At 59.4% G+C, this 24,385-nt stretch carries 21 protein-coding genes; 12 read left to right on the forward strand and 9 right to left on the reverse strand.

The features are described from left to right. Positions 1 to 34: 34 nt before the first annotated feature. A complete protein-coding gene (gene dnaE, locus OOZ52_RS02320) occupies positions 35 to 3,502 on the forward strand; it encodes a DNA polymerase III subunit alpha (RefSeq protein ID WP_274696863.1) in 3,468 nt (1,155 codons plus the stop codon). A gap of 9 nt (positions 3,503 to 3,511) precedes the next feature. After that, the gene (locus OOZ52_RS02325; RefSeq protein ID WP_274696864.1) at positions 3,512 to 4,306 is read left to right on the forward strand and encodes a helix-turn-helix domain-containing protein; all 795 of its coding nucleotides are present in this window, start codon (positions 3,512 to 3,514) and stop codon (positions 4,304 to 4,306) included. Between the two features lie 113 nt (positions 4,307 to 4,419). Here OOZ52_RS02325 and OOZ52_RS02330 read toward each other — a convergent pair whose 3' ends face one another. The 5 genes from OOZ52_RS02330 to OOZ52_RS02350 form a co-directional block, all read right to left on the reverse strand. Beyond that, a complete protein-coding gene (locus tag OOZ52_RS02330; RefSeq protein ID WP_274696865.1) occupies positions 4,420 to 5,574 on the reverse strand; it encodes an OmpA family protein in 1,155 nt (384 codons plus the stop codon). 122 nt (positions 5,575 to 5,696) lie between these two features. Continuing rightward, positions 5,697 to 6,776, reverse strand: coding sequence for a PA0069 family radical SAM protein (locus tag OOZ52_RS02335; RefSeq protein WP_274696866.1), 1,080 nt, complete (start codon positions 6,774 to 6,776; stop codon positions 5,697 to 5,699). Between the two features lie 71 nt (positions 6,777 to 6,847). After that, positions 6,848 to 7,375, reverse strand: a complete 528-nt coding sequence (moaB, locus tag OOZ52_RS02340; protein WP_274696867.1) for a molybdenum cofactor biosynthesis protein B — start codon at positions 7,373 to 7,375, stop codon at positions 6,848 to 6,850. Next, positions 7,375 to 9,147 (reverse strand): lytic transglycosylase domain-containing protein, encoded by a 1,773-nt coding sequence (locus OOZ52_RS02345; RefSeq protein WP_274696868.1) that lies wholly within the window; start codon positions 9,145 to 9,147, stop codon positions 7,375 to 7,377. The genes moaB and OOZ52_RS02345 overlap by 1 nt, the downstream gene beginning before the upstream one ends. 3 nt (positions 9,148 to 9,150) lie before the next feature. Beyond that, positions 9,151 to 9,879, reverse strand: a complete 729-nt coding sequence (locus OOZ52_RS02350) for a hypothetical protein (RefSeq protein ID WP_274696869.1) — start codon at positions 9,877 to 9,879, stop codon at positions 9,151 to 9,153. Positions 9,880 to 9,964: 85 nt separating this feature from the next. Between OOZ52_RS02350 and OOZ52_RS02355 the strand changes: the two genes are divergently transcribed. The 7 genes from OOZ52_RS02355 (at position 9,965) to OOZ52_RS02385 (ending at position 18,024) form a co-directional block, all read left to right on the forward strand. Beyond that, positions 9,965 to 11,611, forward strand: coding sequence for an electron transfer flavoprotein-ubiquinone oxidoreductase (locus tag OOZ52_RS02355; RefSeq protein WP_274697219.1), 1,647 nt, complete (start codon positions 9,965 to 9,967; stop codon positions 11,609 to 11,611). A gap of 4 nt (positions 11,612 to 11,615) precedes the next feature. Continuing rightward, the gene (locus OOZ52_RS02360) at positions 11,616 to 12,428 is read left to right on the forward strand and encodes a 4-(cytidine 5'-diphospho)-2-C-methyl-D-erythritol kinase (protein ID WP_274696870.1); all 813 of its coding nucleotides are present in this window, start codon (positions 11,616 to 11,618) and stop codon (positions 12,426 to 12,428) included. After that, a complete protein-coding gene (locus tag OOZ52_RS02365) occupies positions 12,425 to 13,153 on the forward strand; it encodes an N-formylglutamate amidohydrolase (RefSeq protein ID WP_274696871.1) in 729 nt (242 codons plus the stop codon). Before OOZ52_RS02360 ends, OOZ52_RS02365 begins: the two co-directional genes overlap by 4 nt. Before the next feature lie 92 nt (positions 13,154 to 13,245). Next, positions 13,246 to 15,111, forward strand: coding sequence for a dihydroxy-acid dehydratase (ilvD, locus tag OOZ52_RS02370; RefSeq protein WP_274696872.1), 1,866 nt, complete (start codon positions 13,246 to 13,248; stop codon positions 15,109 to 15,111). Then, entirely contained in the window at positions 15,108 to 15,434 is a 327-nt protein-coding gene (locus OOZ52_RS02375; protein ID WP_274696873.1) for a hypothetical protein, read from the forward strand. The genes ilvD and OOZ52_RS02375 overlap by 4 nt, the downstream gene beginning before the upstream one ends. A 2-nt stretch (positions 15,435 to 15,436) precedes the next feature. Beyond that, the gene (locus OOZ52_RS02380) at positions 15,437 to 16,831 is read left to right on the forward strand and encodes an NAD(P)H-hydrate dehydratase (protein WP_274696874.1); all 1,395 of its coding nucleotides are present in this window, start codon (positions 15,437 to 15,439) and stop codon (positions 16,829 to 16,831) included. After that, entirely contained in the window at positions 16,828 to 18,024 is a 1,197-nt protein-coding gene (locus OOZ52_RS02385) for a class I SAM-dependent RNA methyltransferase (protein WP_274696875.1), read from the forward strand. Before OOZ52_RS02380 ends, OOZ52_RS02385 begins: the two co-directional genes overlap by 4 nt. On the opposite strand, the gene OOZ52_RS02390 is transcribed toward OOZ52_RS02385, so the two are convergent. Genes OOZ52_RS02390 through OOZ52_RS02405 form a run of 4 tightly spaced genes read right to left on the reverse strand, consistent with a single transcriptional unit; the run spans position 18,021 to position 20,786 of the window. Then, complete coding sequence (locus tag OOZ52_RS02390; protein ID WP_274696876.1) at positions 18,021 to 18,800, reverse strand: hydrolase 1, exosortase A system-associated; 780 nt, start codon at positions 18,798 to 18,800, stop codon at positions 18,021 to 18,023. The genes OOZ52_RS02385 and OOZ52_RS02390 overlap by 4 nt on opposite strands. Further along, positions 18,797 to 19,450 carry a hypothetical protein gene (locus tag OOZ52_RS02395; RefSeq protein WP_274696877.1) on the reverse strand — a complete coding sequence of 218 codons (654 nt, stop codon included), beginning with the start codon at positions 19,448 to 19,450 and terminating at the stop codon, positions 18,797 to 18,799. The genes OOZ52_RS02390 and OOZ52_RS02395 overlap by 4 nt, the downstream gene beginning before the upstream one ends. Positions 19,451 to 19,456: 6 nt before the next feature. Next, positions 19,457 to 19,786: an acyl carrier protein gene (locus OOZ52_RS02400; protein WP_274696878.1), complete on the reverse strand. Its 330-nt coding sequence runs from the start codon at positions 19,784 to 19,786 to the stop codon at positions 19,457 to 19,459. Between the two features lie 25 nt (positions 19,787 to 19,811). Next, complete coding sequence (locus tag OOZ52_RS02405) at positions 19,812 to 20,786, reverse strand: GNAT family N-acetyltransferase (protein WP_274696879.1); 975 nt, start codon at positions 20,784 to 20,786, stop codon at positions 19,812 to 19,814. A 27-nt stretch (positions 20,787 to 20,813) separates the two neighbouring features. Here OOZ52_RS02405 and OOZ52_RS02410 point away from each other — a divergent pair, with 27 nt between their 5' ends. The 3 genes from OOZ52_RS02410 to OOZ52_RS02420 all read left to right on the forward strand — a co-directional run bounded on the left by OOZ52_RS02410 (position 20,814) and on the right by OOZ52_RS02420 (position 24,381). Then, a complete protein-coding gene (locus OOZ52_RS02410) occupies positions 20,814 to 22,316 on the forward strand; it encodes an acyl-CoA ligase (AMP-forming), exosortase A system-associated (RefSeq protein WP_274696880.1) in 1,503 nt (500 codons plus the stop codon). Continuing rightward, entirely contained in the window at positions 22,313 to 23,539 is a 1,227-nt protein-coding gene (locus tag OOZ52_RS02415) for a pyridoxal-dependent decarboxylase, exosortase A system-associated (RefSeq protein WP_274696881.1), read from the forward strand. Before OOZ52_RS02410 ends, OOZ52_RS02415 begins: the two co-directional genes overlap by 4 nt. Positions 23,540 to 23,736: 197 nt before the next feature. Next, positions 23,737 to 24,381 carry an XrtA/PEP-CTERM system exopolysaccharide export protein gene (locus tag OOZ52_RS02420; protein WP_274696882.1) on the forward strand — a complete coding sequence of 215 codons (645 nt, stop codon included), beginning with the start codon at positions 23,737 to 23,739 and terminating at the stop codon, positions 24,379 to 24,381. Positions 24,382 to 24,385: the final 4 nt, after the last annotated feature.

Here is a 24,385-nt window from a genome sequence, read left to right on the forward strand (position 1 = left end):
TTGCGAATCTGCCCGCCATCACCATAGTGGAAGGATGCCCCACGCTCCCTTCGTTCCACTGCGCGTTATCTCTAGTTATTCGATGCTCGAAGGCGCGATTGATCCCAAGGCGATTGCGAAGCTGGCCAAAGAGCGCGGCTATCCCGCAATCGCGATCTGCGACCGGAACGGGCTCTATGCCTCAACGATGTTCGCAGGGGCCTGCGTGGGCGAGGGCATTCAGCCGATCATAGGGACCCTGCTCGGTGTGCTGCGTGGCGAGGGTGAGCCGGTCGATTACCTGCCGCTCTACGCGCAGGACGAGAACGGGTGGAACAATCTGTGCCACCTCGTTAGCCGTGCGCACCTCGATCGCCCGCTGGAGCTTGAGCCACATGTCACTATGGAAGACTTTGAAGGTCACACCGATGGCCTGATAGCCCTCACCGGAGCAAGCGCAGGTGCAATCACCCGATTGCTCGCGGACGGAAAGGAGCGCCGCGCACACGAACTAGCGGAGAAGCTTTCCGCGCTGTTTCCCGGCAGGTTGTACGTGGAACTGTCACGACGCGGCAATCCGATTGAGCACGCTGCTGAAGAAGGTCTGCTCGATCTCGCCTATGCGCAGGACCTGCCTCTTGTGGCGACCAATCCCGCGAATTTCGCCGAAGCGCACGAGCATAGCGCACACGATGCCATGCTGTGCATTGCTAACTCTTCGCAAATCGACAGCGCGGACAGGCCCACCTCCAACCCGGAAGCCTACGTTAAGTCGGCCACCATGATGGAAGAACTGTTTGCAGACCTGCCCGAGGCCACTGCCAACACGCTGGTCATCGCGCAGCGCTGCGCATTCGCGCCACCGCGCCGCGCGCCGATCCTGCCAAGCCTTGCCGGAGACATGGAAGGTGAGGCGAAGATGCTCGAAGAGGATGCCCGGAAAGGTCTCGCCAAGCGTTTGGAGCAGTATGAGGAGCTCTCCGACGAAGAGTTGAAGGTCTACGTCGACCGTCTCGATTACGAGATCGGAATCATCCGCAACATGGGCTTCCCCGGCTACTTCCTCATCGTTGCTGACTTCATCAAATGGGCGAAAGCGCAGGGTATCCCGGTAGGGCCAGGGCGCGGGTCTGGTGCAGGCTCGCTTGTCGCCTGGGCTCTCACGATCACTGACCTCGATCCGATCCGGCTTGGTCTGTTGTTCGAGCGTTTCCTCAACCCGGAACGTGTGTCGATGCCTGACTTCGATATCGACTTCTGCGAAACGCGGCGCGGTGAAGTGATCCGTTATGTGCAGGATCGATACGGCAAGGATAAGGTCGCGCAAATCATCACCTTCGGTAAGATGAAAGCGCGCGCGGTATTGCGCGATACCGGACGTATTCTGCAAATGCCCTATGGCCAGGTTGATCGTCTGACAAAGATGGTGCCGAACCACCCTACTGACCCGTGGACACTGCCACGGACATTGAATGGTGCTGCCGACTTCAAGCGCGAGTACGATAATGACAATGAGGTGAAGCGTCTCGTCGATCTGGCAATGCAGCTGGAAGGGTTTCCGCGAAACTCATCCACGCACGCCGCCGGCGTGGTGATTGGCGACAGGCCGCTCAGCCAGCTTGTTCCGCTCTATCGTGATCCACGCTCGGACATGCCGGTGACTCAGTTTGACATGAAGCATGTCGAAGATTCGGGTCTGGTGAAGTTTGACTTCCTTGGACTCAAAACGCTCTCGGTGCTTCGCAAGGCGGTCGATCTGCTCGAGCGCCGCGGGATTACAGTCGATCTCGACACGCTGGCTTGGGATGATCCCGGCGTTTATGATCTGATGAAGCGTGGCGACACGGTCGGCGTGTTCCAGCTCGAATCCGAAGGCATGCGCCGTACGCTGACCGCGGTAAAGCCGACCAAGTTCGAAGACATCATCGCGCTCGTCTCGCTCTATCGCCCGGGCCCGATGGACAACATACCGCTGTTCGGAAAGCGCAAGGCTGGCGAAGCGCCTATCGAATATCCGCACGAGAAGCTGAAGGGTATTCTCGAAGAGACCTACGGCATCTTCGTTTATCAGGAACAGGTCATGCAGGCTGCGCAGATTCTAGCGGGATACTCGCTGGGAGATGCAGACTTGCTGCGCCGTGCCATGGGCAAGAAGGTCCAGGCGGAAATGGACAAGCAGCGTGGCCGCTTCTGCGAGGGCTGCAGGGAAGTCTCCGGGATCGAGAAGGATGAGGCCAACCAGCTGTTCGACTTGATCGACAAGTTCGCTGGCTATGGTTTCAACAAGTCACACGCTGCCGCTTACGCCTTGCTCAGCTACCAGACCGCGTGGCTGAAAACGCATTATCCGGAAGAGTTCTACGCCGCATCCATGTGCTTCGACATGCACCAGTCGGAAAAACTCGCGGTGTTTGTCGACGATGCGCGACGTAATGGCATTCAACTTCTTGGGCCCGATCTGAACTCGTCAGAAGCAGAGTTCATGGTGGAGGAGACCGATGAGGGCTGGGCGGTCCGGTATGCACTCGCAGGTATCCGCAATGTTGGCGAAAAAGCGATGGACCAGGTCGTCGCAGAACGCATGGCACATGGTTCGTTCGAGGATCTGGAGGATGTCTTCCGCCGACTTCCGGCCGGATCGATGAACCGCAAACAGCTGGAAGGTCTTGCCGGTGCTGGCGCCTTCGACAGTCTCGAGCCTAACCGCGCCAAGGTACTGGCCAATGCCGATATGCTGCTGGCAGTCGCAGATGCCGCGCACCGTGAGAAGGCTAGCGGGCAGGCGGGTTTGTTCGGTGGAGAGGATCATGCCGAACCGTCGCTCAAGCTGGTCGAGGCTGCCGAATGGAGCCGTGCTGAGCAGATGGCAGTCGAACGCGAAAACTTCGGTTTCTACTTTGCCGCCCATCCGGTGGCCGAGTTCAAGATGATTGCTTCGGCTAACGGCGCGCGCAGCTATGCCGCCCTGATGGAAACCGGGGTGGAAGGCGGACGTCAGCCGGCGGTGATGGCTGCGATGGTGGAAAGCGTGAACAAGGGCCGCACCAAGCGCGGAGCCGAGTTTATCCGGGCGGACTTCTCGGACAGCTCAGGACAATTCAGCGCAGCATGCTTTGAAGAGGGCTTGGTTGAAAGCTTCCAGAAATGGGCTGAGGAGGGCACTTGTGTCTTACTCAATGTCGAACTGGACTCGCCGAATCCCGACGATCCCCCTCGGGTCACAGTGCGAGGCGCGAGGCCTCTGGCCGAAGTCACGAGCTCTCAACGAATGCAGCTGACGGCCGAGATTGCCAGTGCTGCAGCGCTGAATTCGCTGCGGGAGGTGCTGGAGATAGGCAAGGCTGGGCACGGCGAAGTGATCATCACTCTCGACCTTGGCGAAGACACTTGTCCCAACATGTTGCTTGGGCGCGATTTTGCCTTGGGGAGCGACATCCTTGAACAGCTGGATGGCATACCCGGTCTTTCGAATGTTACGCTTAATCCGATCCGTGGCGTTGGCCATCTTAGGCTGGTCGCCTAGAAAGCTAATATGACAGCCGCGCTCGACAGTTTGACCGAGAAGGAACGAGAGGCCCTGCGCCTGCTGCTTGCTGGCCACGATGCGAAGTCTAGCGCGCGGGAACTCGGCATTTCGGTGCACACAGTGAACGACCGTTTGCGGAATGCTCGACGCAAAATGGGTGTGTCGAGCAGCCGCGAAGCCGCAAGAATTTTGAGTGACTCCGAAGGGACGACACCCCAAAGTGTTGCACACAACACAATCGGGGTGGCGGAAAATACCGCTCCCGATGATCCTGCAGACCTCAACAAAACAGCCGGTAAGGGGCCTTCGCGGGCCGTCTGGCTAGCAGGAGGAATGCTTACTATGTCACTCGTAATTGCAATTGCAGCTGTCACGCTGATGACCGACACGCCAATCCAGACCGAAACGGTTGCCGGAGATGATTACACATCTGAAGCCCCCGCTCAGTCCGTTTCGGGCGAGGCGGAATCCATCACTCAGGTGGAAGAATTCATCGCTCTTGTAGATGCTGGCGACTGGACAGGCAGCTGGGATGCCGCCGGTGCCTATTTCCAGGAGCAGACCTCTGCAAGCGAATGGGCTGCTGTGGTTGAACCGGTTCGCAGCCCGCTTGGTACGGTCGAATCTCGCGAAGTTGTTTCTGTCCAGCGGGCCAACTCTCTGCCAGGCGTGCCTGAAGGTGAGTATGAGGTTGTCCAGTTCGCCACCGACTTTGCTGCACGGGACGAGCAGTCGATTGAAACGGTGATCATGCTTGCCACCAACGATGGCTGGCAAGTCATGGGTTACTTCATCCGCTAACCCGGTTAGCCGTTAGGGCCAAGTCGAACTCAACGAACGACAAAGCAATAGCAAAAAGAAGGGCCGGGAGATCGCTCTCCCGGCCCGTTCTGTTTGCCTTGTGAGGTTTGGGCTTAGTTGCCCGAGCCCGGACCGTAGGTCACTTCCACACGGCGGTTCTGCAGTTCGCGAACACCGTCTGCGGTTGCAACGCGCGGCTGGCTCTCACCAAAGGCTTCGCTCATGATGCGAGCAGCCGGGATGCCGCGACCCGTGAGGTAGTTACGAACCGAAGCGTTACGACGCTCGGACAGGCCGACGTTGTACGTGGTCGAACCCGAACGGTCAGCGTGACCGGCGAGCATGACCTGAGCCGAGCCGCAGTTGCCGTAAGCCGTCACAGCCGAGTTCAGCACAGTGGCTGCTTCCGGAGTAATGTCGCTTTCGTCCCAGTCGAAGAACACGATGTAAGGACCCGTGTTGCACTCAACAACCGGCGGCGGAGGCGGCGGTGGTGGAGGCGGCGGAGGCGGCGGCGGAGGCGGCGGAGGCGGCGGAGGCGGAGGCGGAGGTGCTTCCGAGCCACCAAAATTGAACATCAGCGTTCCGAGGATCGAGTGACCACCGACGTCTGCATCGAACGTACGACCAGTTGTATCGGTGTACTCTGTGCCCGTCACACGGTGATACTTGTACTTCAGCGAAACATCGATGCTGTCGCTGACGGGGGCGTAGAGCTGGGCAATCGCCTGCCAAGCGAAGCCGGTGTCATCGACATCGGTGAAAAGCTGAGCGGTCGAAAATGCAGCAACGTCCTCGAGCGAAGTGTTGGCGAAGCCGACGCCACCGCCAATTGCGATGCCGATGCCGTCATTGCCACCAAAGTCGAGCAGCGCATTGAACATTGCGCTCCACTCATCGCCTTGGCCAGCTGCCGGAGACCAGAACCCATTGTTGGTGAATCCCGGAGTGTTAGGAAATGCCAGGTTGCCTGCAGCGTCGGCAGGGACCCCCAGACCGTCACTGTCATCGATCGCATCGATGTCGTATTGGCGGTATGAACCTTCGACTTCGAAACGGAGCGGGCCAGCGTCATAGCCGAGAACAGCTTCGCCTTCCCAACCGTGGTCGAGTTCCAGGTTGATTTCGTCCGTCCCCAGATCGAGGTCGGTATCATCCGGCGAGGTTACGCCGAAACCGGCACCAAAGTAGAATTCGCCGTCACGGGCTGCAGCAGGTGTTGCGACACACGCTGTCCCAGCCAGCAAGGCGATGGTAAGTTTCTTCATCAAATTATCCCCCAAACAACAAGGATCACGAATCGATGCGCAGTCATTGCCAATCGAATGGACAGACCATGCCACACACATGCAAGGCGTGTTAAGCCAAAACCGCATAGAATGCCAATGATTCACAGAAGTTGTAGCTGTCCGTCCACACTTGACGCACGAAAACGGGATGAATCGAGTGTAAAATTACGCTTCACAATGCCGTTTTTGCGACAGGCGATGGCGAATCTTGCGCGGAAGAGCTCGGCCCAAACACCTTTCGGGCGTAATCTTGAAAAGAAATTGGGATCATTGTCCCGGCCGTTACGGATCGACCGGACAATGCCCATCACTTTGTCTGCCCGTTCCGGATAATGGACCTGTAGCCATTCACGAAAGAGCGGTGCGACTTCGTGGGGGAGACGCAGAAGTATCCATCCGCAGCTAGTGACGCCGCGCTTTGCGGCTTGCTCAATGATCGCTTCCATGTGGCAGTCTGTAATTGCAGGGATGATAGGTGCGATCGAGCAATGGGTCGGAACCTTTGCGTCAGCAAGTTTGCCCAGCGCATCCAGTCGCTTGATCGGTGACGCGGCTCTCGGCTCCAGCCTGGAGGACAGGATCGGATCGAGGCTTGTGACCGATATGGCCACGGCCACAAGATTGTGCCCGGCCATTTCCGCAAGAAGATCTATGTCGCGCAGAACGCGGTCCGATTTTGTTGTGATTGTCACCGGATGGCGTGTCTCGAGGCAAATCTCCAACAACTGGCGGGTGATTTTGTAGCGTCGCTCGATAGGCTGGTAGGGGTCTGTATTGGTCCCCATGGCTATAGGCTTCGGCCTATATTTCCGGCGGCCCAGGGTCTCTCGCAGGAGGGCAGGAGCGCTGGGCTTGGCAAACAACTTGGTCTCGAAGTCCAGCCCTGGTGACAGGTCATGGAATGCGTGCGTCGGTCGGGCAAAGCAATAGACACATCCATGCTCGCATCCGCGATATGCGTTGATTGACCGGTCGAAGTTGATGTCCGGTGACTGGTTGAATGAGAGAATGGTTTTCGGATTCTCTTCTGTCACTGTGGTGCGGAGTTTGGCCGGGGCACCGTCCACCACGGAAATTGTATCACGCCAGTCGCCATCTCGCTCGCGATCCGCGAGACCAAATCGTTGCGGCACGGCCGCGGATTGCGCGCCGCGACCCTTGATAGGCGAGGGCTTGTGCATGGAACATAAGTAGAACAAATAACGAAATCAGGCAAGGAGCTTTGAACTCGGATTATGCTCGGCTGCGGAACCTAGCGTTCGTTCAGGCGCGGCATAAGTTCGATAAAGTTGCAAGGACGATGGCGACTGTCGAGCTGATGGGAGAGGATCTTGTCCCACCCGTCCTTCACCGCTCCGTTCGATCCCGGCAAGGCGAAGATATAGGTGCCGCCCGCCAGGACAGCACATGCGCGAGACTGGACTGTCGAGGTGCCGATCATGTCGAAGCTGATCCAGCGGAACAGCTCTCCAAAGCCCGGGATGTCCTTATCCTTCACCTCGTCGAGAGCTTCGGGCGTAACATCGCGGCCGGTCAGACCTGTTCCGCCCGTACTAATTACGGCATCGATCTGAGCGTCCGTGATCCATTCGCGCAACTGATCTGCAATCAGGTTAGTGTCGTCTTTAATGATCACGCGGCGAACAAGCATATGTCCTTTCGCGGCGATCCGGTCTGCGAGGATATCTCCAGAGGTATCATCAACTTCCGTGCGTGTGTCGGATACGGTCAAAAGCGCTATGTTGATCGGGACAAATTCGCGGGCCTCGTCGATCGCCATCAGCGTCGGCCGCTCGACATGTAGCTGCGTCCGTCGGACGAACCGTCCGGGAACATAGGCCATTCGTTCTGTGCGAGCGCCGCGCGTGTCGGCGATGAGGCGTTCGCTTGTCGTTCGTACATCCAGTAGTTGCGCATCACGATAGAAACGTAACCGCGGGTCTCCCAATATGGGATGGCTTCCATATAAAGGAGTGGATCGTTCTGATCGTTCACCTCGGAAACCCAGCGCGTAATGGGCGTCAGGCCGGCGTTGTAGGCTGCCATGATCTGCGGCAGGCGCCCCTGTGTTGAGGAATGTCGCGCAACCATCTGCAAATTGCACTGGCCCAGCGCGAGGTTCATTTCCGGATCGAACACGTCAATTGCTCTCGCTGACCTGCCTACACAGCCCGCATGTTGTCTGAGCGTTGGCGGCGTGATCTGCATCAGCCCCTGCGCATTCGCGGGGCTCACCGCATTGGGCCGGAACACCGATTCCTGCAGGATGTGCGCAAAGGCGAGCGCGGGATCGACTTGCCAGCCATTGAATGGCGCATAGCGCGGCGCAGGGAAGTGTGAGGCCGGGTCTGCCTGCCCTCCTGCTGGTGCATTTAGCGCCATATACATTTGCGTTTGCGGGAAACCGAGAGCGCGAGCGAGCCTTGAGAGTGCTTCGTATTCTTGTGGCGACCCTATGCGGGCCTGATGAATCAGGACTTGGCTGCCCAATACATCGCGCCCGATCTCCGCCAAGGCGACCGAGATGCGCACATTCTCAATCGAGCCAATTGCGCGCCAGTCTGCGTCGGTCAGGTCAGCGGTTTCGACCCGTTCAGGCAGTTCGCGGCCCAGATGTTCGGCAGCGAGCATTCCGTAGAGCACGCGATCATCGCTGGCCGCATTGCCTAGCATGCGTGCGCTCAATTCCGGCTGGCGGCATCGCAAGGCAGCGCGCGATCCCCAATACAGAGCGGCGGCACGCAAGTTGGGACTGTGCGCACCTGCTGCTGCGCGCTGGAAGTACTCGAGCGAAGTCTGGCAATCACCAAGACGCCAGGCGGCAAGTCCGGCAACCCAGTCACCCTCGGAAACCCAGGAACCCGAACCCGCACCGACAGTCTGCGCCATCGCGAATGCTTCTTCATCGCGGTTCTCGATGAAATAGCTCCAGGCGACTTTCTGCCGCCACTCGGCGCGCGCTTCCGGACTGAGCGAGGCGTCGACACCGTCCAGCAGGAGGCGCGCTCCGTCGGGATCATCATCGGAAATGTGCTGGATAATTCCACTGCGAACACTTGAAGGCATGCTGCCATCGTCAATCGAACGCGGACGCGTCCGGCGCGGCATGGCATTCTGGCTGTAGAAGTCGCGGACGTAGGGAAGATCCGGCTCCCTTTCGAGGCCCCGCGTCACTCCAAGGCGACCGAGCTGTTCAGCCTGCGGAAGATTGTAGCCACTCTCCAGCCAGTCGACGATTGCCGGCAATTGCACGGCAGGAGAATTGGCGTGGAGATAATACTCCGCTCGGGCAACATCATGCAGCAGACCGTCGCTGCGCTGCGCCAACAGCGTTTCTACATCAGCCCAGTTTTGCCGGTCTATGGCCGTGAATACACGGTCATAATAGTCCCGATCTGCTGAGCTAAGCTGTTGCGGAACGCCCGAAGAAGCGGTGCGTGCCGAGAAGTAAGTCCGCGTATCAGTATCCTGCGCGGTTGCCGCAATGGGTATTGAAAGCAGAGCGGCGCCAACAGCGGTAAGTTTGGCAAAAAGCGACTTGGGGGGAGTCATGGGTCAGGCAGTCCATTGCAAGAGCCTGTGCCACAGCCGCGCGCGTTGGCGCGGATGATCGAGCAGGCGTTCGGGTGCAAAAGTGGTGAGGGCGGGAAAGCCGCCTAGTTCGGAAAACTTTTCGGGCGGCGCATCTGCATCGTGGCCGAGTAATGCTGGCAGCTTGCTACCGAAAATAAGCAATCGCTGCGGCTTGGCGAGGGCGATGTGGTGCTTAACCGCTTCGCCCAATCCGTCCGCTTTCAACGCGGCCCAGTCAGGCAGCGGCATATTGGCTGGGAGGGCGCTGGCCCAGTAGACAGAGGCCGGATCGACGCCGATTGCCTTGGCAATGTTGCTGATCAGCTTACCCTGCGCTGCGCTGAGTAAAGTTTCACGGTCATCGATTTCGGGCATCGGTGCCAGTATCATGAGCGATGCGTCAACGCCGCCTCGCGGTGCAACCCGCGTTTGCGAACCACCTGGCAGCGGCGTGTCCTTATCGGCCCACCAGCTCTGGAAAGCAGCAAGATCGGCTGGCAACATATCCTTCGTGATGGATGGGGTGTGCGGTGTTTCTTCGGCTTTTTTACCTACCTCTGAGGGCGGCGGAGCTGGCTTGCGAACCTCTTCCGGGTCTTCGAGCCAGCTTTGCGGTTCATCATTAAAATCACAGTCGACGCCAGCGCCACGCCACCAATCAAGGGCAGCAGCGTAGTCGTTCGCCAGCGAATTTTCTGCGTGATTTTGCATATTCGGACCAAAGGTGGTCTTGACCTCAAGCGGGGCGTCGATCAAGCCCCCGATCAACAGAACATCTGCAAAACGGGATGAAATGATGGTTGAACGGGAATCAATGCCCGTAGACGTGGTGATTGTGGGCGGCGGACCGGCTGGTCTGTCGGCGGCTATCCGTCTCAAGCAAATCAATGAAGAGCTGGAAGTTGTCGTACTGGAAAAGGGTTCCGAAATCGGGGCGCATATCCTTTCCGGAGCGGTGGTTGACCCCAAGGCGCTTGATGAGCTGCTGCCTGAATGGCGAACGATGGATTGTTCGATGGCGGAGACACCCGTCACCGATAACTGGCATTGGGTGTTGACCGGTAGCGGGAAAGTGGCCTTGCCGCACCTCGCCATGCCTCCGTTCATGTCGAACAAGGGATGCTACACGGGCTCGCTCGGCAACCTGACCCGTTGGCTCGGTGAACAGGCCGAGGCGCTGGGCGTCATGGTTTTTCCGGGCTTCCCGGCGGCGGAAGTCACCTTCAACGAAGGTGGCGCCGTAACTGGCGTGATCACGCAGGACATGGGCGTTGCCGCCGATGGTTCGCACAAGCCGGACTTTCAGCCGGGAATGGAGATTCAGGCCAAGTATACGCTTTTCGCCGAAGGTGCGCGCGGCAACCTCACTAAGCAGATGAAAGCGAAGTTTGATCTCGAGGCAAACTGCGAACCGCAGGTTTACGGCCTTGGTATCAAGGAATTGTGGGATATCGACCCCGACAAGCATGTTCCGGGCAGGGTGATCCATACGCAGGGCTGGCCGCTTAGCGAGAGCGATACGTGGGGTGGTGGCTTCCTCTACCATCAGGCGAATGGCCAGGTGGCACTCGGTTTTGTGACGGCGCTTGATTACAAGAACCCCTACGTCTCGCCGTTTCAGGAATTCCAGCGGTGGAAGCAGCATCCTGCGATCCGCGAATACCTCGAAGGAGGTACCCGTGTGGCCTATGGTGCGCGCGCCATCAACGAAGGTGGCTGGCAGTCTGTGCCCAAGCTCGCCTTCCCGGGTGGTGCGCTGATTGGTTGTGCGGCTGGCTTTGTGAACGTCCCGCGGATCAAGGGCAGCCATACCGCTATGAAGAGCGGTATGCTCGCGGCAGAAGCCGTCGCGCAGGCTATAATTGATGGCAAAGAGCATACCGAAGTTGCTGAATACGAAGCGAACTTGCGCGAAAGCTGGATCGCCAAGGAACTGAAACTTGTCCAGAACGCGCAGCCCATGGTTGCCAAGTTTGGCAATGATCTGGGGACAGTGCTCGCAGGGATTGACATGTGGACGCGCCAGCTGAAACTCGGCGTGATCCCGGCGATGAAGCACCACCGCGATTACGAGGAGCTGCAACGCGCGGACCTCTACCAGCCGATCGACTATCCCAAACCAGACGGGAAGATCAGCTTCGACCGGCTTACAAGTGTGTCTTACAGCTTCACAAACCATGCAGAGGATCAGCCGAATCACCTGAAGGTGGCGGACCTCGAATTGCAGCATGACAGCGAACTGGAAGTCTTTGGCGGCCCTTCGACACGCTACTGCCCGGCAGGCGTGTATGAATGGCTGGAGCAGGATGATGGATCGATGAAGTTCCAGATCAACTCGCAGAACTGCATCCACTGCAAGACTTGCGATATCAAGGACCCGAACCAGAACATCAACTGGACCACGCCCGAAGGCGGCGGTGGGCCGAACTATCCGAATATGTGACGCATTGCGGCTAACCGAAACCGCCTACGCCAAAATCAATCTCGCGCTGCATGTCCGTAAGCGGCGCGAGGATGGCTATCATGTGCTCGAAACGCTGTTTGCCTTCGTCGATGCGGGTGACGTGCTTACAGCGCAGTCTGCGGAGCAGGACAGGCTCACTACCGTCGGCGAGTTTGCAACGACCCTGAGCGATCCCTTCGGCAACATCGTGGCCAAGGCGCTCAGTGCGCTTCCTCGTCCCGATGGCCTCGCAATCACGCTCGAGAAGAACCTGCCCGTAGCTGCGGGCCTTGGCGGCGGTTCAGCTGACGCAGGCGCTGTCTTCCGTATTATCCGGGACACTTACGGTTTGCCCGAGGATTGGCGCGAGCGCGCGGCAAGGCTTGGCGCAGATGTCCCCGCATGTGTCGATAGCGATATGCACATCGGCCTTGGTGTGGGTGACGAACGGCGCGAAGTCGTCAACGACATGGCAGGTATGGCCGTTCTTCTCGTCAACCCGCGCGTCCCGCTTTCCACTGGAGCGGTCTTCAAGGCGTGGAACGGAAAGGACCTTGGTCCGTTACCGATGGGTAGTGCCAGTGAAATTTCCCGCAATAGCCGCAATGATTTACGCCCTGCCGCAGTGGAGCTTTGCCCGCCCATCGTACACGTTTTGGAGGCGCTGAAGGATACCGATTCGTGGATGTGCGAAATGTCCGGCAGTGGGGCAACCTGCTTTGCCTTGTATGAAGACGTTGCACATCGTGATCGCGCTGCCCAAGTCATTGCGGAGAGCGAGCCACAGTGGTGGCAGATGAAAGGACAACTTCGATGAGCGAACCCGTGTTCCGCATGATTGGCGAGGCTACGCGTGGCGGAATCGTCGCCGTGTGCGACCATGCCTCCAATCGCGTGCCTGACGGGATCGAGCTTGGCTTATCCGCTGCCGCTATGGAAAAGCACATCGCCTATGATCTGGGTGCAGCAGGCGTGACAGAGCGTTTGGCGCGCCGTCACGGCATTGCGGCGATGCTCTCTGATGTCAGCCGTCTGGTGATCGACCATCATCGTGAGGAGGAGTCCAATGGCCTTATCCCGACAACCAGCGATGGCATTCTGATCCCCGGCAACATCGGTGCTGATCGGGAGAAGCGCCTCGAGGACTATCATCGTCCCTATCACCGCGCGATGGAAACCTGGCTGGAGCAGGTCAATCCCGGCCTGATCCTTTCGATCCACAGCTTTACACCAAAGCTGGAAAGCAAACCGCAGGAAGATCGCCCGTGGGAAATCGGCCTGCTCTACAACAACGATGATAGCGCCGCGCTGCACGCAATCCGCTTGTTCAGCGAGCTTGGCGTGACCGTGGGCGACAACGAGCCCTATTCAGGCAGGGAATTCAACGCGACCATGAACCGCCATGCGGAAGCGCTGGGCCGTCCCTATTGCGCTATCGAGATCCGCAATGATCTGATCCTGCAGGAACGTGGGCAGGCGCGTTGGGCTGCAATCATTGCCGATGTGGCTGGCCGCGTGAAGCTGGCGCTCGAGACGGTTTAAGTCTCTCTACCGCACAACAAAGCTTTTCCTGTTGGGGTTTGCGCGGTCCTTCCGTTAGTGTCGGGACCGCAACATAGACCAATGGATAGCTGATGCCCGCCTACCGTTCCCGTACCACCACTCATGGTCGCAATATGGCAGGTGCCCGGGGTCTGTGGCGCGCAACCGGCATGAAGGATGGCGATTTCGGCAAGCCGATTATCGCTGTGGTGAACAGTTTTACGCAATTCGTGCCCGGGCACGTGCATCTGAAGGATCTTGGCCAACTAGTTGCTCGCGAGATTGAGGCGGCAGGCGGCGTGGCGAAGGAGTTCAACACCATCGCTGTCGATGACGGCATTGCGATGGGGCATGACGGCATGCTCTATTCGCTGCCAAGCCGCGATCTGATCGCCGACAGTGTTGAGTACATGGTCAACGCCCACTGCGCCGATGCGATGGTGTGCATTTCAAACTGCGACAAGATCACCCCCGGAATGCTGATGGCGGCGATGCGCCTGAATGTACCATGCGTGTTCGTGAGTGGTGGTCCGATGGAAGCAGGCAAGGTTGTGGTCAAAGGCAAGGAAGTCGCGCTCGATCTGGTCGATGCGATGGTTGCCGCGGCGGACGAGAGTTTCTCTGACGAGGAAGTGACCGCAATCGAGCGCTCGGCCTGCCCGACCTGCGGTTCGTGTTCGGGGATGTTCACCGCCAACTCGATGAATTGCCTGACAGAGGCTCTGGGGCTTTCGCTGCCGGGCAACGGCTCTCAACTGGCGACGCATTCGGACCGGCAGGGCCTGTTCGAGCGGGCCGGTCGCCTCGTGGTCACGCTAGCCAAGCGCTATTACGAAGAGGACGACGAGAGCGTCCTCCCGCGCTCGATTGCGACATTTGAAGCCTTCGAGAATGCGATGAGCCTCGATATCGCGATGGGCGGCTCGACCAACACGGTCCTACACTTGCTCGCTGCCGCTCACGAGGCAGGCGTCGATTTCACCATGCAGGACATCGACCGGCTGAGCCGCACTGTGCCGTGCCTGTCCAAGGTCGCACCGGCAAAGTCGGACGTGCATATGGAAGATGTGCACCGGGCGGGCGGCATTATGGCCATCCTGGGCGAACTGGATCGTGGCGGATTGCTCCATACGGCACTGCCGACAGTGCATTCGCCTACGATGGGTGATGCGCTGGATGACTGGGACATTGTTCGCAATGCCAGCCCCATCGTGCACGATTTCTACAAGGCTGCACCAGGCGGTGTGCCCACACAAACCGCCTTTAGCCAATCACGCCGGTGGGATGAACTTGATCTCGACCGCGAGGGCGGAGTGATCCGCTGCAAAGAGCATGCTTTCAGCCAAGACGGCGGACTGGCAGTGCTCTACGGCAATATCGCGCGCGATGGCTGCATTGTGAAAACTGCGGGCGTCGATGAGAGTATTCTAACCTTCTCCGGCCCTGCGAAGGTCTTCGAAAGTCAGGACGCCGCAGTTGACGCGATCCTTGCTGACGAGGTTGTTGAAGGCGACGTGGTCGTCATCCGCTACGAAGGGCCCAAGGGCGGGCCCGGCATGCAGGAAATGCTCTACCCGACCAGTTACCTCAAATCGAAAGGCCTTGGCGCAAAATGCGCTCTGCTGACCGACGGGCGATTCTCCGGCGGTACATCGGGTCTTTCCATCGGCCATGTATCACCCGAAGCGGGCGAGGGCGGGGCGATTGCGCTTGTCGAGGCGGGCGACCGGATCGACATCGACATTCCGAACCGCACGATCAATCTTGCCATCACCGACGAGGCATTCGTGACACGCCGTGCTGCAATTGAGGCAAAGGGCAAATCCGCATGGCAACCTGCCGAGGAAAGACCGCGCCGTGTAACGCCGGCGTTGAAAGCCTACGCCGCGATGACGACAAGCGCCGCGCGCGGAGCTATCCGTGATGTAAACCAGGTGACCGGAGGAAAGCCTGAATGAGGATTGTTGCCATCGCAGTGCTGTTCGCGCTCGCCGCGTGCACTCCGGGCGAAGACCTTGCCGAAGGCACGCCGATTGAATGCGCGCTGGGCGGGGCGGCGGGTTTCACCGAAGAATGCCTGATGGAACGCCAAACGCGCGAGAACCAACGTCTCCTGATCGTCCGTCACCCTGATGGCGCCTTCAGACGCTTCGAGATTGGTGTGCCGGAACAGGGGTTGATCACTGCGGACGGCGTCGAGCAGGCAATCGTCGATCGCAGCGATGGCTTTGTTGAAGTGCGCGTCGGCCCGGACCGTTATCGCCTTCCGATTGCCGAGTGAGCATGACAGCCAGCAATCAGATCCTCTCCGCCGAGCAAATGCATCTGGCGGAAGAAGCGCTGATTGCGGACGGGGACACTGTCCAGACGCTTATGGATCGCGCCGGGAAGGGCGCGGCGGACTGGATCTGGCGAGTTTCAGGTGGACGCTCTGTCACTGTCCTCTGTGGCCCGGGCAACAACGGCGGCGATGGATACGTGATTGCGCGTGAATTGCAGGATCGCGGCGCCAGCGTGAAAGTGGTTGCCCCTCTTGAGCCCAAGACCGAGGCGGCGCGCCAGGCATGCGAGGCCTGGGGAGATGTTCCAGTGGTGGATGCCGAGGGTGATGTCTTCGTCGATTGCCTGTTCGGAACAGGACTTGGCCGCCCATTGAGTGATGATCTCAAGGTCCTGCTCAACCAGCTCGCCTCCGCCCATTCGTATCGCGTGGCTGTGGACCTGCCGAGCGGGATCGATAGCGATAGCGGCGAGCTGCTCAACGATAGCCTCCCCGCGTACAACCTCACGCTTTCGCTTGGCGCGTGGAAGTTTGCCCACTGGCTGATGCCTGCGATGGAGCGGATGGGTGAGCGCCGTCTTGTCGATATCGGGATAGAACCCATGCGAAGCGCGGCCTATGTCGCTCCAAGACCAAGGCTCGCCGCGCCTACCAATAATGCACACAAGTATTCGCGCGGACTGGTCGCCGTGGTAGCAGGAGAAATGCCCGGTGCGGCCATGCTCGCCGCCGGTGCTGCGCAACATGGGGGCGCGGGCTATGTAAAGGTGTTTGTGCCCGACGACGGGCCGGATATCGCTGCACCGCCGGATATCGTTGTCGAGTATGGCTCGCTATTCGAACAGATACGTGATGGTCGGATCGACGCGTTCCTGATCGGCCCGGGTCTGGGAGAGGGGGATGATGCGCGCACGCGACTGGACTGGGTTCTCGCTTGCGACCTGCCGACAGTCTGCGATGCCAGCGCGCTCGGATTGCTAGCCCCCTCCATGATCGAAGGGCGTGAAAGCCCGCTGATTGCCACACCGCATGCTGGAGAGTTGGATAGCCTAGCCAATGCTTTCGAAGCGACGGGTCTCGACCGGATCGAACTCGCAACCGAGCTGGCGGAAGATATCGAAGGCGTGCTGGTGGCCAAAGGACCGGATACCTTGATCGCCTCTCAGGGTGATCCGCTGTCGGTAATGCCGTCTGCTACAAGCTGGCTAAGCGTTGCCGGATCAGGCGACGTGCTGGCGGGCTTGATCGCCAGTCGCCTCGCAACGGGGGTTTCAGCGCGCAAGGCGGCCGAGCAGGGCTGTTGGCTGCACAAGGAAGCGGCGCGACGGGCAGGCCCAGTGTTCTCCGCATCACAGCTTGTCGATTCGATTCCCGGGGCCTACGGCGCGCTGCTGTGAGCGAAGCAGAAATCATCGAACGGATCGCCGCGAAAGGCGATGGTGTTACGGCAGGTGGCAAACATGTGTCGCTCGCTGCTCCGGGTGACAGCGTTTTGCCAGACGGAACGCTTGAGTATGGCCCGCACCACGTCGAACCAGTCTGCCGCCACTTTGCCAAGTGCGGTGGGTGCCAGTTGCAGCACTGCGACGAAGAATCGCTGGCTAACTATGTGCGCGAGCGTGTGCAGTTTGCGGCAGAATCGTACGATCTGGATCCGCAGACCGTCGCCGAACCAGCCATGTCACCGCCAAAAACGCGCAGGCGCGCCAGTCTGCGAGCGATCAATGGCGGAGGCAGGCCGCTTATCGGATTCAATGAAGCGGGCTCGCACCGCGTATTCGACTTGCGCGAATGCCATGTCCTCGCGCCCGAATTGTTCGCCTTGCTTGAGCCACTGCGGGGTTACTTCAAGCGACTGAAGGGCAAGTACGCCATCGGCATCGAATTGACGCTAGTCGATCAGGGCGTGGACTGCGGCCTCAAGGATTTCCTACCCGATGGCCTCGACGAGACCGAGGAACTGCTCGATTTCTGTCGCAAACATGGTGTTGCAAGGCTCACCTTGGATAACGGCTACGGCCCGGAGAGTTTCTGGGAACCTGAGCCTGTGACGATCACCCTCGGTGGCTATCCGGTCGCTTTTCCGCCGGGTGCATTCCTACAGGCAACGCGGCATGGCGAGGATGCGCTGGCCTCGGCGGCAATCGAGTGGCTGGGGCCATGCCAGAATGTCGCAGACCTTTTTGCAGGGCTGGGCACATTCGGACTGGCGCTTGCAAAGAATCGCAAGGTTCTGACCGCCGAAGCCGACCGCGCAGCGGTGCTCGCTTGCAAGACAACCGCAAACCTCGCACGCATTTCGCTCGAAACAGCGCATCGAGACCTGTTCCGCAATCCGCTACGCGCAGAGGAATTGGACACTTTTGACGGGATCCTGCTCGACCCGCCGCGCGCCGGTGCGCGCACGCAAGTCGAGCAGGTTGCCGCGAGTGGTGTCGGGCGAGTCGTTTATATCAGCTGCAACCCATCAAGCTGGGCTCGCGACTGCGTAATGCTGAAAGAGGCAGGCTACCGTTTGCAGGAGTTGCGGCCTGTCGGGCAGTTCCTCTGGTCCACCCATGTAGAGCTGGCGAGCCTGTTCGTGCGCTAGACACGCAAGGCTGCAAGAATGCGCTCCGCCAGCCATTCCTGCGCGTGCGGTTCGGCATAGGCGTGGCTTGCACCTTTGCAGGTGAGCAATCCTTCTTTCGGCCCATTCCAATCCTTGGCAAAGGCCAGGCCCGTGCGATCATTGCCGGCGATAAGCACGGTGAAGGGCATGCCCAACTTCGCGATGGCCTCGGCCATTTCTCCGGCAAGCGATGATGGTGTTTCTTCGCCACCCATCGATTTGAGGACACCTTTGAGTATGCCGGACAGGTTGACTTTCCCGGTCAGTAGCCGTTTCAGCTCCTTCGGGTTGCGCAGCTTGTCTGCATAGCGCGAACGGATCGCATCACCGGACGGCAGATCATCGTCGCTGTTATCATCGAAGGTCCACGGGTTCGACAAGACCAGTGAGTCGCAGCCTGCTCCTTCGTTGAGCACCAAAGCCGACGCTGCATCGCAATTGCCGAACGCCACGATCCGTTCAAGTTGCGGGCACTCTGCTTTGAAAGCACCGATGGCGGCTGCAAGGTCGGGGCCGGAAGAGCGGAAACTTCCATTCTCGCCCTCGCTGTCGCCGGTTCCGCGCCGATCGAAACGAAAAGCCGGGAAACCTTCCGAAGCGATGCGCTGCGCGAGCGTCGCCTGTCCTGCGAAGGTTCCGGCGCGCAGTTCATTACCACCGGATACGATGAGCAACCCTGTCGTGCCGTCCGCGCTGTCGATAGAGCCGACGAGCTGGACCCCCTCACAGGCAAAGGTCACGTGGCGACGGCTCATGAAAGTCGCTCTACAACAAGTTGGGCCAGTTTTTCTGCCTGCGCGGGATCGTGGTCCGGCTCGGCGCGAAGCCAGAGGCCGGGACCGCCAAGTTCGTTTTGTGCAATATCCGACTTGGTGACCGTGGAAGCGCTGAGCTGGCGAAACATGTCTGCGCCCAGCTGATAGCCTGCGAGTTGCAAGCCCGATTGAGCACCTTCTGCTTTGAGAACTTCGCTCGACGTTTCGTGCCCTGCCTCTCTGTCGGCCAGCACTCGCGCTCGGATCATGCCGCGCAGCAGACCGGCTCCAGCCATAGGCGCATAATGCAACACCGGCACGCTATGAGGCGCACACAGCGCGCCACCGCGCACCGTCAGGCAATGCGTAGCGCCGAACACTTGGGCGGCTGACGTCATGGCGGCGCGCCAACTATCGAGTGATTGTTCGGTTAGCGGGGCAAGGCTCTCGTTCGTCCCGGGCAAGTCAGGCAGCATGCTGTCCACGCCTGCCGCATCGAGCTTGCGCATCATCTCCACGGTGAAATGCCGTAGCTTGTTGGCTTCATCGAACAGCGCCGGGATTACCAGCACACGTGCGCCGCGCCTGTGATCGAAGCGGACGGCATATTCGTCTGCATGGGGAGGGTTGGGGCACATGCCCGCCTGCATGGCCGCTCAGGCGTCCTGTTCCGGTTGCGCTACGTTCTCGCTGCGCTTTGAGACAAGGAATTCCAGCAGACCACCGAACGTGCCAAGCATGTCGCCGTCCACCTCGTCATCCTCGATCAGGATATCGAGGCGGTCTTCCAGCTCGGTCAGCAGTCCGGCGACAGCCATAGAGTCGAGTTCCGGCAGGTCGCCGAACAGGCCCGAGTCCTCGTCAAGCTCGCTCACGCGGTCTTCGGACAGGCCGAGCACGTCCTGCAGCACCTGCCGCAGGGCCAGCTCGGTTTCTACGGGAAGATCGCCAGCCTCTTCGGCCGGCACAGGAAGGTTGCTCGCCATAGTGTTTTTCGCCCTAGCCAGAGCGTTAGCGCCTGACAAGTTTGCGAATGAGCGCTTTTCCCATGATGAGCCAGTTCCGCGGATCACCGGGGCGCACGCAAGTGAGGCGGTATCGGGTGCGAATGTCCTCCATCCAGTCGCGCTTGTAGGGATCATCACCCGTGCCGAAATCAACCATCTTCACATGGTCGAGATCGATCACATGCTGCATGAGAGCGGCGGTCAACGTGGTGCCGGGTGAAACATTTTGTGCCGATTGCCGGTGCGCAAGCTTGTGGATGTAGGCGGTGCCGTTCTCAACTGTCCAGAATTGCGCAGCCACTGGCTTTCCTTCGAGCTTGGCGAGAGCGAACCGGTATCGCCCGGCCGCACTCTCCAACTCTGCGAAGTTGCGGAGCAGGGCCGGATCGCCTTCCTCGGGTTTCCAGCTATCGGCATACACTGCCTCGTACGCCGCCCAATCCTCCTCGGAGAATGTCGTGGCGAGCACTACTTCCACCTTCTTCGCCTTGCGCTTGAGCGTAGTACGGAGCGGCCCCGGCCTGCCGGAAAGATACTCTTCATAGGTACGGCCATTTAGCGAGAGGACGTGGTTCACGTCGCTTTGCTCGCGGATGACGTGCCATCCGGCGGCGAAAAATCCCTGCGACAAGGCACGCGCTGTGACCTCTTCTTCAGGCACCTTGTCCAAGACGATGCGGTTTGTGCGCTTGGCCAGAGCCTTGCCAATCGCCGTTATCATCTCGTGTGGTATGCGTTCTTCTGTAGAAAGCGCTCTCCAGCTGAACGCATACCAATTGGTGAGCGGTTCAAGTTGGCCATCGCCGAATTGTAGCGGCATGGTGAGTGCCTGGTCACCGTCCTGAGCCAGCACAATCAGTGGCGATGCAGCTGTTGTTTCGAGCAATGCAAACCACTCAAGACGTGCAAAAGGACCGCCTCCAGACCAATTCAGGCCTTGCAGATCATTAACCGTGTCGTGATAGCTGACCGCAGTCACTTCGCCCGTAATTCCTATCGAGGTTTAATGTCCACCACGCCAGACCCTATGCCAAGGCCGCTCGATCATCTTACCGAATGCGGTGCGGATAGCGACCCTGCGCTGGTTCTGCGCAAGGAAGTGCTTAGCTGGAAGGACTTAAGAAGCCGTGTTTCTCGCATGGCTACCTGGCTGGCCGATGCCGTCCCCGAAAATGGCGCGCGGGTGGCAACCTGGGATTCGAAGGGAGAGCTGACCTGTCTTATGCCACTTGCCGCAGCGCGGGCAGGGCTGGTGCACGTGCCGATCAATCCGCTTCTGAAGCGCGCGCAGGTTAAGCATATCCTCGGCGATAGCGGAGCAACTATGCTGATCGCCAACAAGGCGCGGCTCGCATCGCTGGAGGATGGTGATGTGCCCACTGGCTGCATTGTGCATCATGAGAAGGACTTTCTTGGCGAGCTGGTAGAGTTTGATGGTGGCTTGGCACCTTCATCACATAATACCAATGATTTGGCGGCTATTCTTTACACTAGTGGGTCGACCGGCCGGCCTAAGGGCGTGATGCTTAGTCATGCAAATCTATGGCTCGGAGCGGTGAGCGTGGCCCATTACCTTGGGCTAGCGCGCGATGATGTGACATTGGCCGTTCTGCCACTTAGTTTCGACTACGGGCAGAACCAGCTGCTTTCGACCTGGTATGCAGGCGGGAGTGTCGCTCCGCTCGACTATCTCACGCCGCGCGATGTCATCAAGGCCTGCGCAAAGCATCAGATTACGACGCTTGCTGCTGTCCCACCGCTCTGGGTGCAGCTGACCGAGCAGGAATGGCCGGAAGAGGCGGTCAATTCCATGCGCCGGATGACCAACAGTGGTGGCGCACTCACCACAGATCTGGTGGGCGATTTACGGCGCATTTTTCCAGAAGCGCGGCTGTTCCCGATGTATGGGCTGACAGAGGCCTTCCGTTCGACCTACCTTGATCCCGACCTGGTTGACGAGCATCCGACATCGATGGGGTGCGCAATTCCGTTTGCGGAAATCCTTGTGGTTGATGCGGAAGGCAATGTCGCTCCGGAGGGGGAGCTCGTGCACTGCGGCCCGCTGGTGGCGCAAGGCTATTGGCAGGATCCGGATCGCACCGCGCAGCGTTTCAAGCCGGCACCGGCTGCGAGCGAATACGGCGGAATGGCGGTCTACTCGGGCGACAATGTACGCCGAGACGATAACGGCTTGCTCTATTTCATCGGCCGTGACGATGCGATGATAAAGAGCGCGGGCAACCGGATCAGCCCGCAGGAGATCGAAGATGCGGCTCGTGCAACGGGATTGGCAGAGGAGGCGGTCGCCTTTGGCATCGCAGACGAGCGGCTTGGCCACGCGATTCATCTGGTTGTGCGAGGTCAGGGTGACGAGCAGAGCCTCCGCGCCGCTCTCAAGCGTGATTTGCCCAACTTCATGCAGCCTGCGGTTGTGCGGAGGGTGGATGCCATGCCACTCAACCCCAATGGCAAGATTGATCGCTCGCGTTTGAAGAGGGAAGCGGAATGAAGCCGGCCGGTCCCATCCCGTCTCATTTCTCCGCGTTGGGCGGAGAGTTGATGCTTGGCGGGCGCACCGCTAGCGCATTGGTAGATGAAGCTGGGGACACCCCGCTCTTTGTCTACTCCCGCGATGCCATCGCCGCGCGAATGGCTGAGCTGCGCAGCGCCATGCCAGAACGTTTGCATATTCATTATGCTATGAAAGCAAACCCTTACGGCCCTCTTCTCGAATTTATGGCAGATCTGGTTGATGGACTGGATATTGCCTCTGTCGGCGAGTTCGAGCAGGCGCGCGAAGCGGGTTACCTGCCACGAGAGACCAGCTTTGCCGGGCCAGGCAAGCGTGATGACGAGCTGTTTGCGGCGATCCGCGCTGGCGTCACCATCAATCTCGAATCCGAAGGCGAAGCAGACCGGGCGCTCGAAATAGCGCGCACTCTCGACGTTAAACCGCGACTAGCGATCCGCGTGAATCCCTCCTTCGAGCTGCGCGGTTCAGGCATGAAGATGGGGGGCGGGGCCAAGCCGTTTGGTGTGGATGCAGACCGTGTGCCGGCTCTGGCACGCAGGTTGGTGGATGCGGATGCAAACTGGCGCGGATTTCACATCTACAGCGGCAGCCAGTCGCTCGATGCGGAGGCTATTGCGGAATCGCAGGCCAATGTGATCGCGCTCGCCTCCGAACTGGCGGCAGAGGCGGATGTCAGCGTTCCGCATCTGAATATGGGCGGCGGTTTCGGGATCCCTTATTTTGCCAAGGATGAGCCGCTCGACATCGAATATATTGGCAGGGCACTGCAACGACAGTTCAACGATCTTCCATCGAACCTCGCCGAGACGCAGTTCGCCATCGAGTTGGGGCGTTATCTGGTTGGAGAAGCCGGTGTCTATCTAACCCGTGTGGTCGACCGGAAGATAAGCCACGGGACGACATACGTCGTTACAGACGGCGGTTTGCACCATCAGCTCGCCGCATCGGGGAACTTCGGGGCGGTTGTACGCCGCAACTATCCCGTTGCTATTGCGAGCAAGTTCGACGCCGAGCCCGTCGAAGAAGTCAACATTGTCGGCTGTCTCTGCACCCCGCTTGATCGGCTTGGTGACGATGTTCACATGCCTCGCGCCGAGGTCGGCGATCTGGTCGCGGTTTTTTGCGCCGGGGCCTATGGTGCGAGCGCCAGTCCGGCGACTTTCCTGGGGCAGGGACCGGCCCAAGAACTGCTCGTTTAAGCACAACCTCTTACATCGTCCCGTTTCGGGACACGGGTCAAGAAAACCCCCATTTCCTGCGGTTTGGGACCGCAAGGCTAACGTAATGTTCACCCTTTTTCGCGAGAAGGACAGCCGGATCCAAAGGGCGAAATGCGTGCGTGGTGATTGAGAGCCGCGTCAGCTGATCGCCAAAGTACTCGCGAAGGACGCATTTCATGCGCACGAAAATTCTGGCCCGTAACCTCCTCGCTTCCGTAAGCGTAGGCATCGCACTTGCCGGCTGTGCCGGTGGGGCAGGTGGCCCGCAACTGGAGCCTGCGCGTTTTGTCGCTCTGCAAGAAGGGCCCGGCGAAGACTATGTCATCGCGCCGCTCGATCAACTGACCATCCATGTCTGGCGCAATGATGAACTGGGCGCTTCCGTCCAGGTGCGCCCTGACGGACGCATATCCACGCCGCTTATCGCTGATATGCCTGCGGTCGGTAAAACGCCGACCATGCTGGCAGAGGACATCCGCCTCCAGCTTTCGCAGTACATTGAAGATCCGCTGGTGACGGTGATTATCAATGAATTCAACGGCAGCGGGAACCAACAGGTCCGAATTGTAGGCGCAACCGCCGAACCTGCCGCCATTCCCTATCGCGCAAACATGACCCTGCTCGATGCGATGATCGCTGTTGGTGGTCTGAGTGAATACGCTGCGGGTAATCGTGCACGGCTCATCCGTTTCGATCGCGAAAGTGGAGAGCAGCGCGAATACAACCTGCGCCTGTCCGATCTGCTTCGCCGTGGTGACAGCGATGCCAATGTGATGCTGCGCGGTGGTGATGTGATCATCATCCCAGAGAGCATGTTCTAAGAGG

It is taken from the genome of Aurantiacibacter sp. D1-12 (assembly GCF_028858515.1).
In the GTDB taxonomy this organism is placed as follows: Bacteria; Pseudomonadota; Alphaproteobacteria; order Sphingomonadales; family Sphingomonadaceae; genus Alteraurantiacibacter.

Bases quoted from the DNA above. Each gene is read 5' to 3' on its own strand.
- dnaE (WP_274696863.1), top strand. From the start codon at position 35: ATGCCCCACGCTCCCTTCGTTCCACTGCGCGTTATCTCTAGTTATTCG.
- OOZ52_RS02325 (WP_274696864.1), top strand. From the start codon at position 3,512: ATGACAGCCGCGCTCGACAGTTTGACCGAGAAGGAACGAGAGGCCCTG.
- OOZ52_RS02330 (WP_274696865.1), bottom strand. From the start codon at position 5,574: ATGAAGAAACTTACCATCGCCTTGCTGGCTGGGACAGCGTGTGTCGCA.
- OOZ52_RS02335 (WP_274696866.1), bottom strand. From the start codon at position 6,776: ATGCACAAGCCCTCGCCTATCAAGGGTCGCGGCGCGCAATCCGCGGCC.
- moaB (WP_274696867.1), bottom strand. From the start codon at position 7,375: ATGGCGATCGACGAGGCCCGCGAATTTGTCCCGATCAACATAGCGCTT.
- OOZ52_RS02345 (WP_274696868.1), bottom strand. From the start codon at position 9,147: ATGACTCCCCCCAAGTCGCTTTTTGCCAAACTTACCGCTGTTGGCGCC.
- OOZ52_RS02350 (WP_274696869.1), bottom strand. From the start codon at position 9,879: ATGCAAAATCACGCAGAAAATTCGCTGGCGAACGACTACGCTGCTGCC.
- OOZ52_RS02355 (WP_274697219.1), top strand. From the start codon at position 9,965: ATGGTTGAACGGGAATCAATGCCCGTAGACGTGGTGATTGTGGGCGGC.
- OOZ52_RS02365 (WP_274696871.1), top strand. From the start codon at position 12,425: ATGAGCGAACCCGTGTTCCGCATGATTGGCGAGGCTACGCGTGGCGGA.
- ilvD (WP_274696872.1), top strand. From the start codon at position 13,246: ATGCCCGCCTACCGTTCCCGTACCACCACTCATGGTCGCAATATGGCA.
- OOZ52_RS02375 (WP_274696873.1), top strand. From the start codon at position 15,108: ATGAGGATTGTTGCCATCGCAGTGCTGTTCGCGCTCGCCGCGTGCACT.
- OOZ52_RS02380 (WP_274696874.1), top strand. From the start codon at position 15,437: ATGACAGCCAGCAATCAGATCCTCTCCGCCGAGCAAATGCATCTGGCG.
- OOZ52_RS02390 (WP_274696876.1), bottom strand. From the start codon at position 18,800: ATGAGCCGTCGCCACGTGACCTTTGCCTGTGAGGGGGTCCAGCTCGTC.
- OOZ52_RS02395 (WP_274696877.1), bottom strand. From the start codon at position 19,450: ATGCAGGCGGGCATGTGCCCCAACCCTCCCCATGCAGACGAATATGCC.
- OOZ52_RS02400 (WP_274696878.1), bottom strand. From the start codon at position 19,786: ATGGCGAGCAACCTTCCTGTGCCGGCCGAAGAGGCTGGCGATCTTCCC.
- OOZ52_RS02410 (WP_274696880.1), top strand. From the start codon at position 20,814: ATGTCCACCACGCCAGACCCTATGCCAAGGCCGCTCGATCATCTTACC.
- OOZ52_RS02415 (WP_274696881.1), top strand. From the start codon at position 22,313: ATGAAGCCGGCCGGTCCCATCCCGTCTCATTTCTCCGCGTTGGGCGGA.
- OOZ52_RS02420 (WP_274696882.1), top strand. From the start codon at position 23,737: ATGCGCACGAAAATTCTGGCCCGTAACCTCCTCGCTTCCGTAAGCGTA.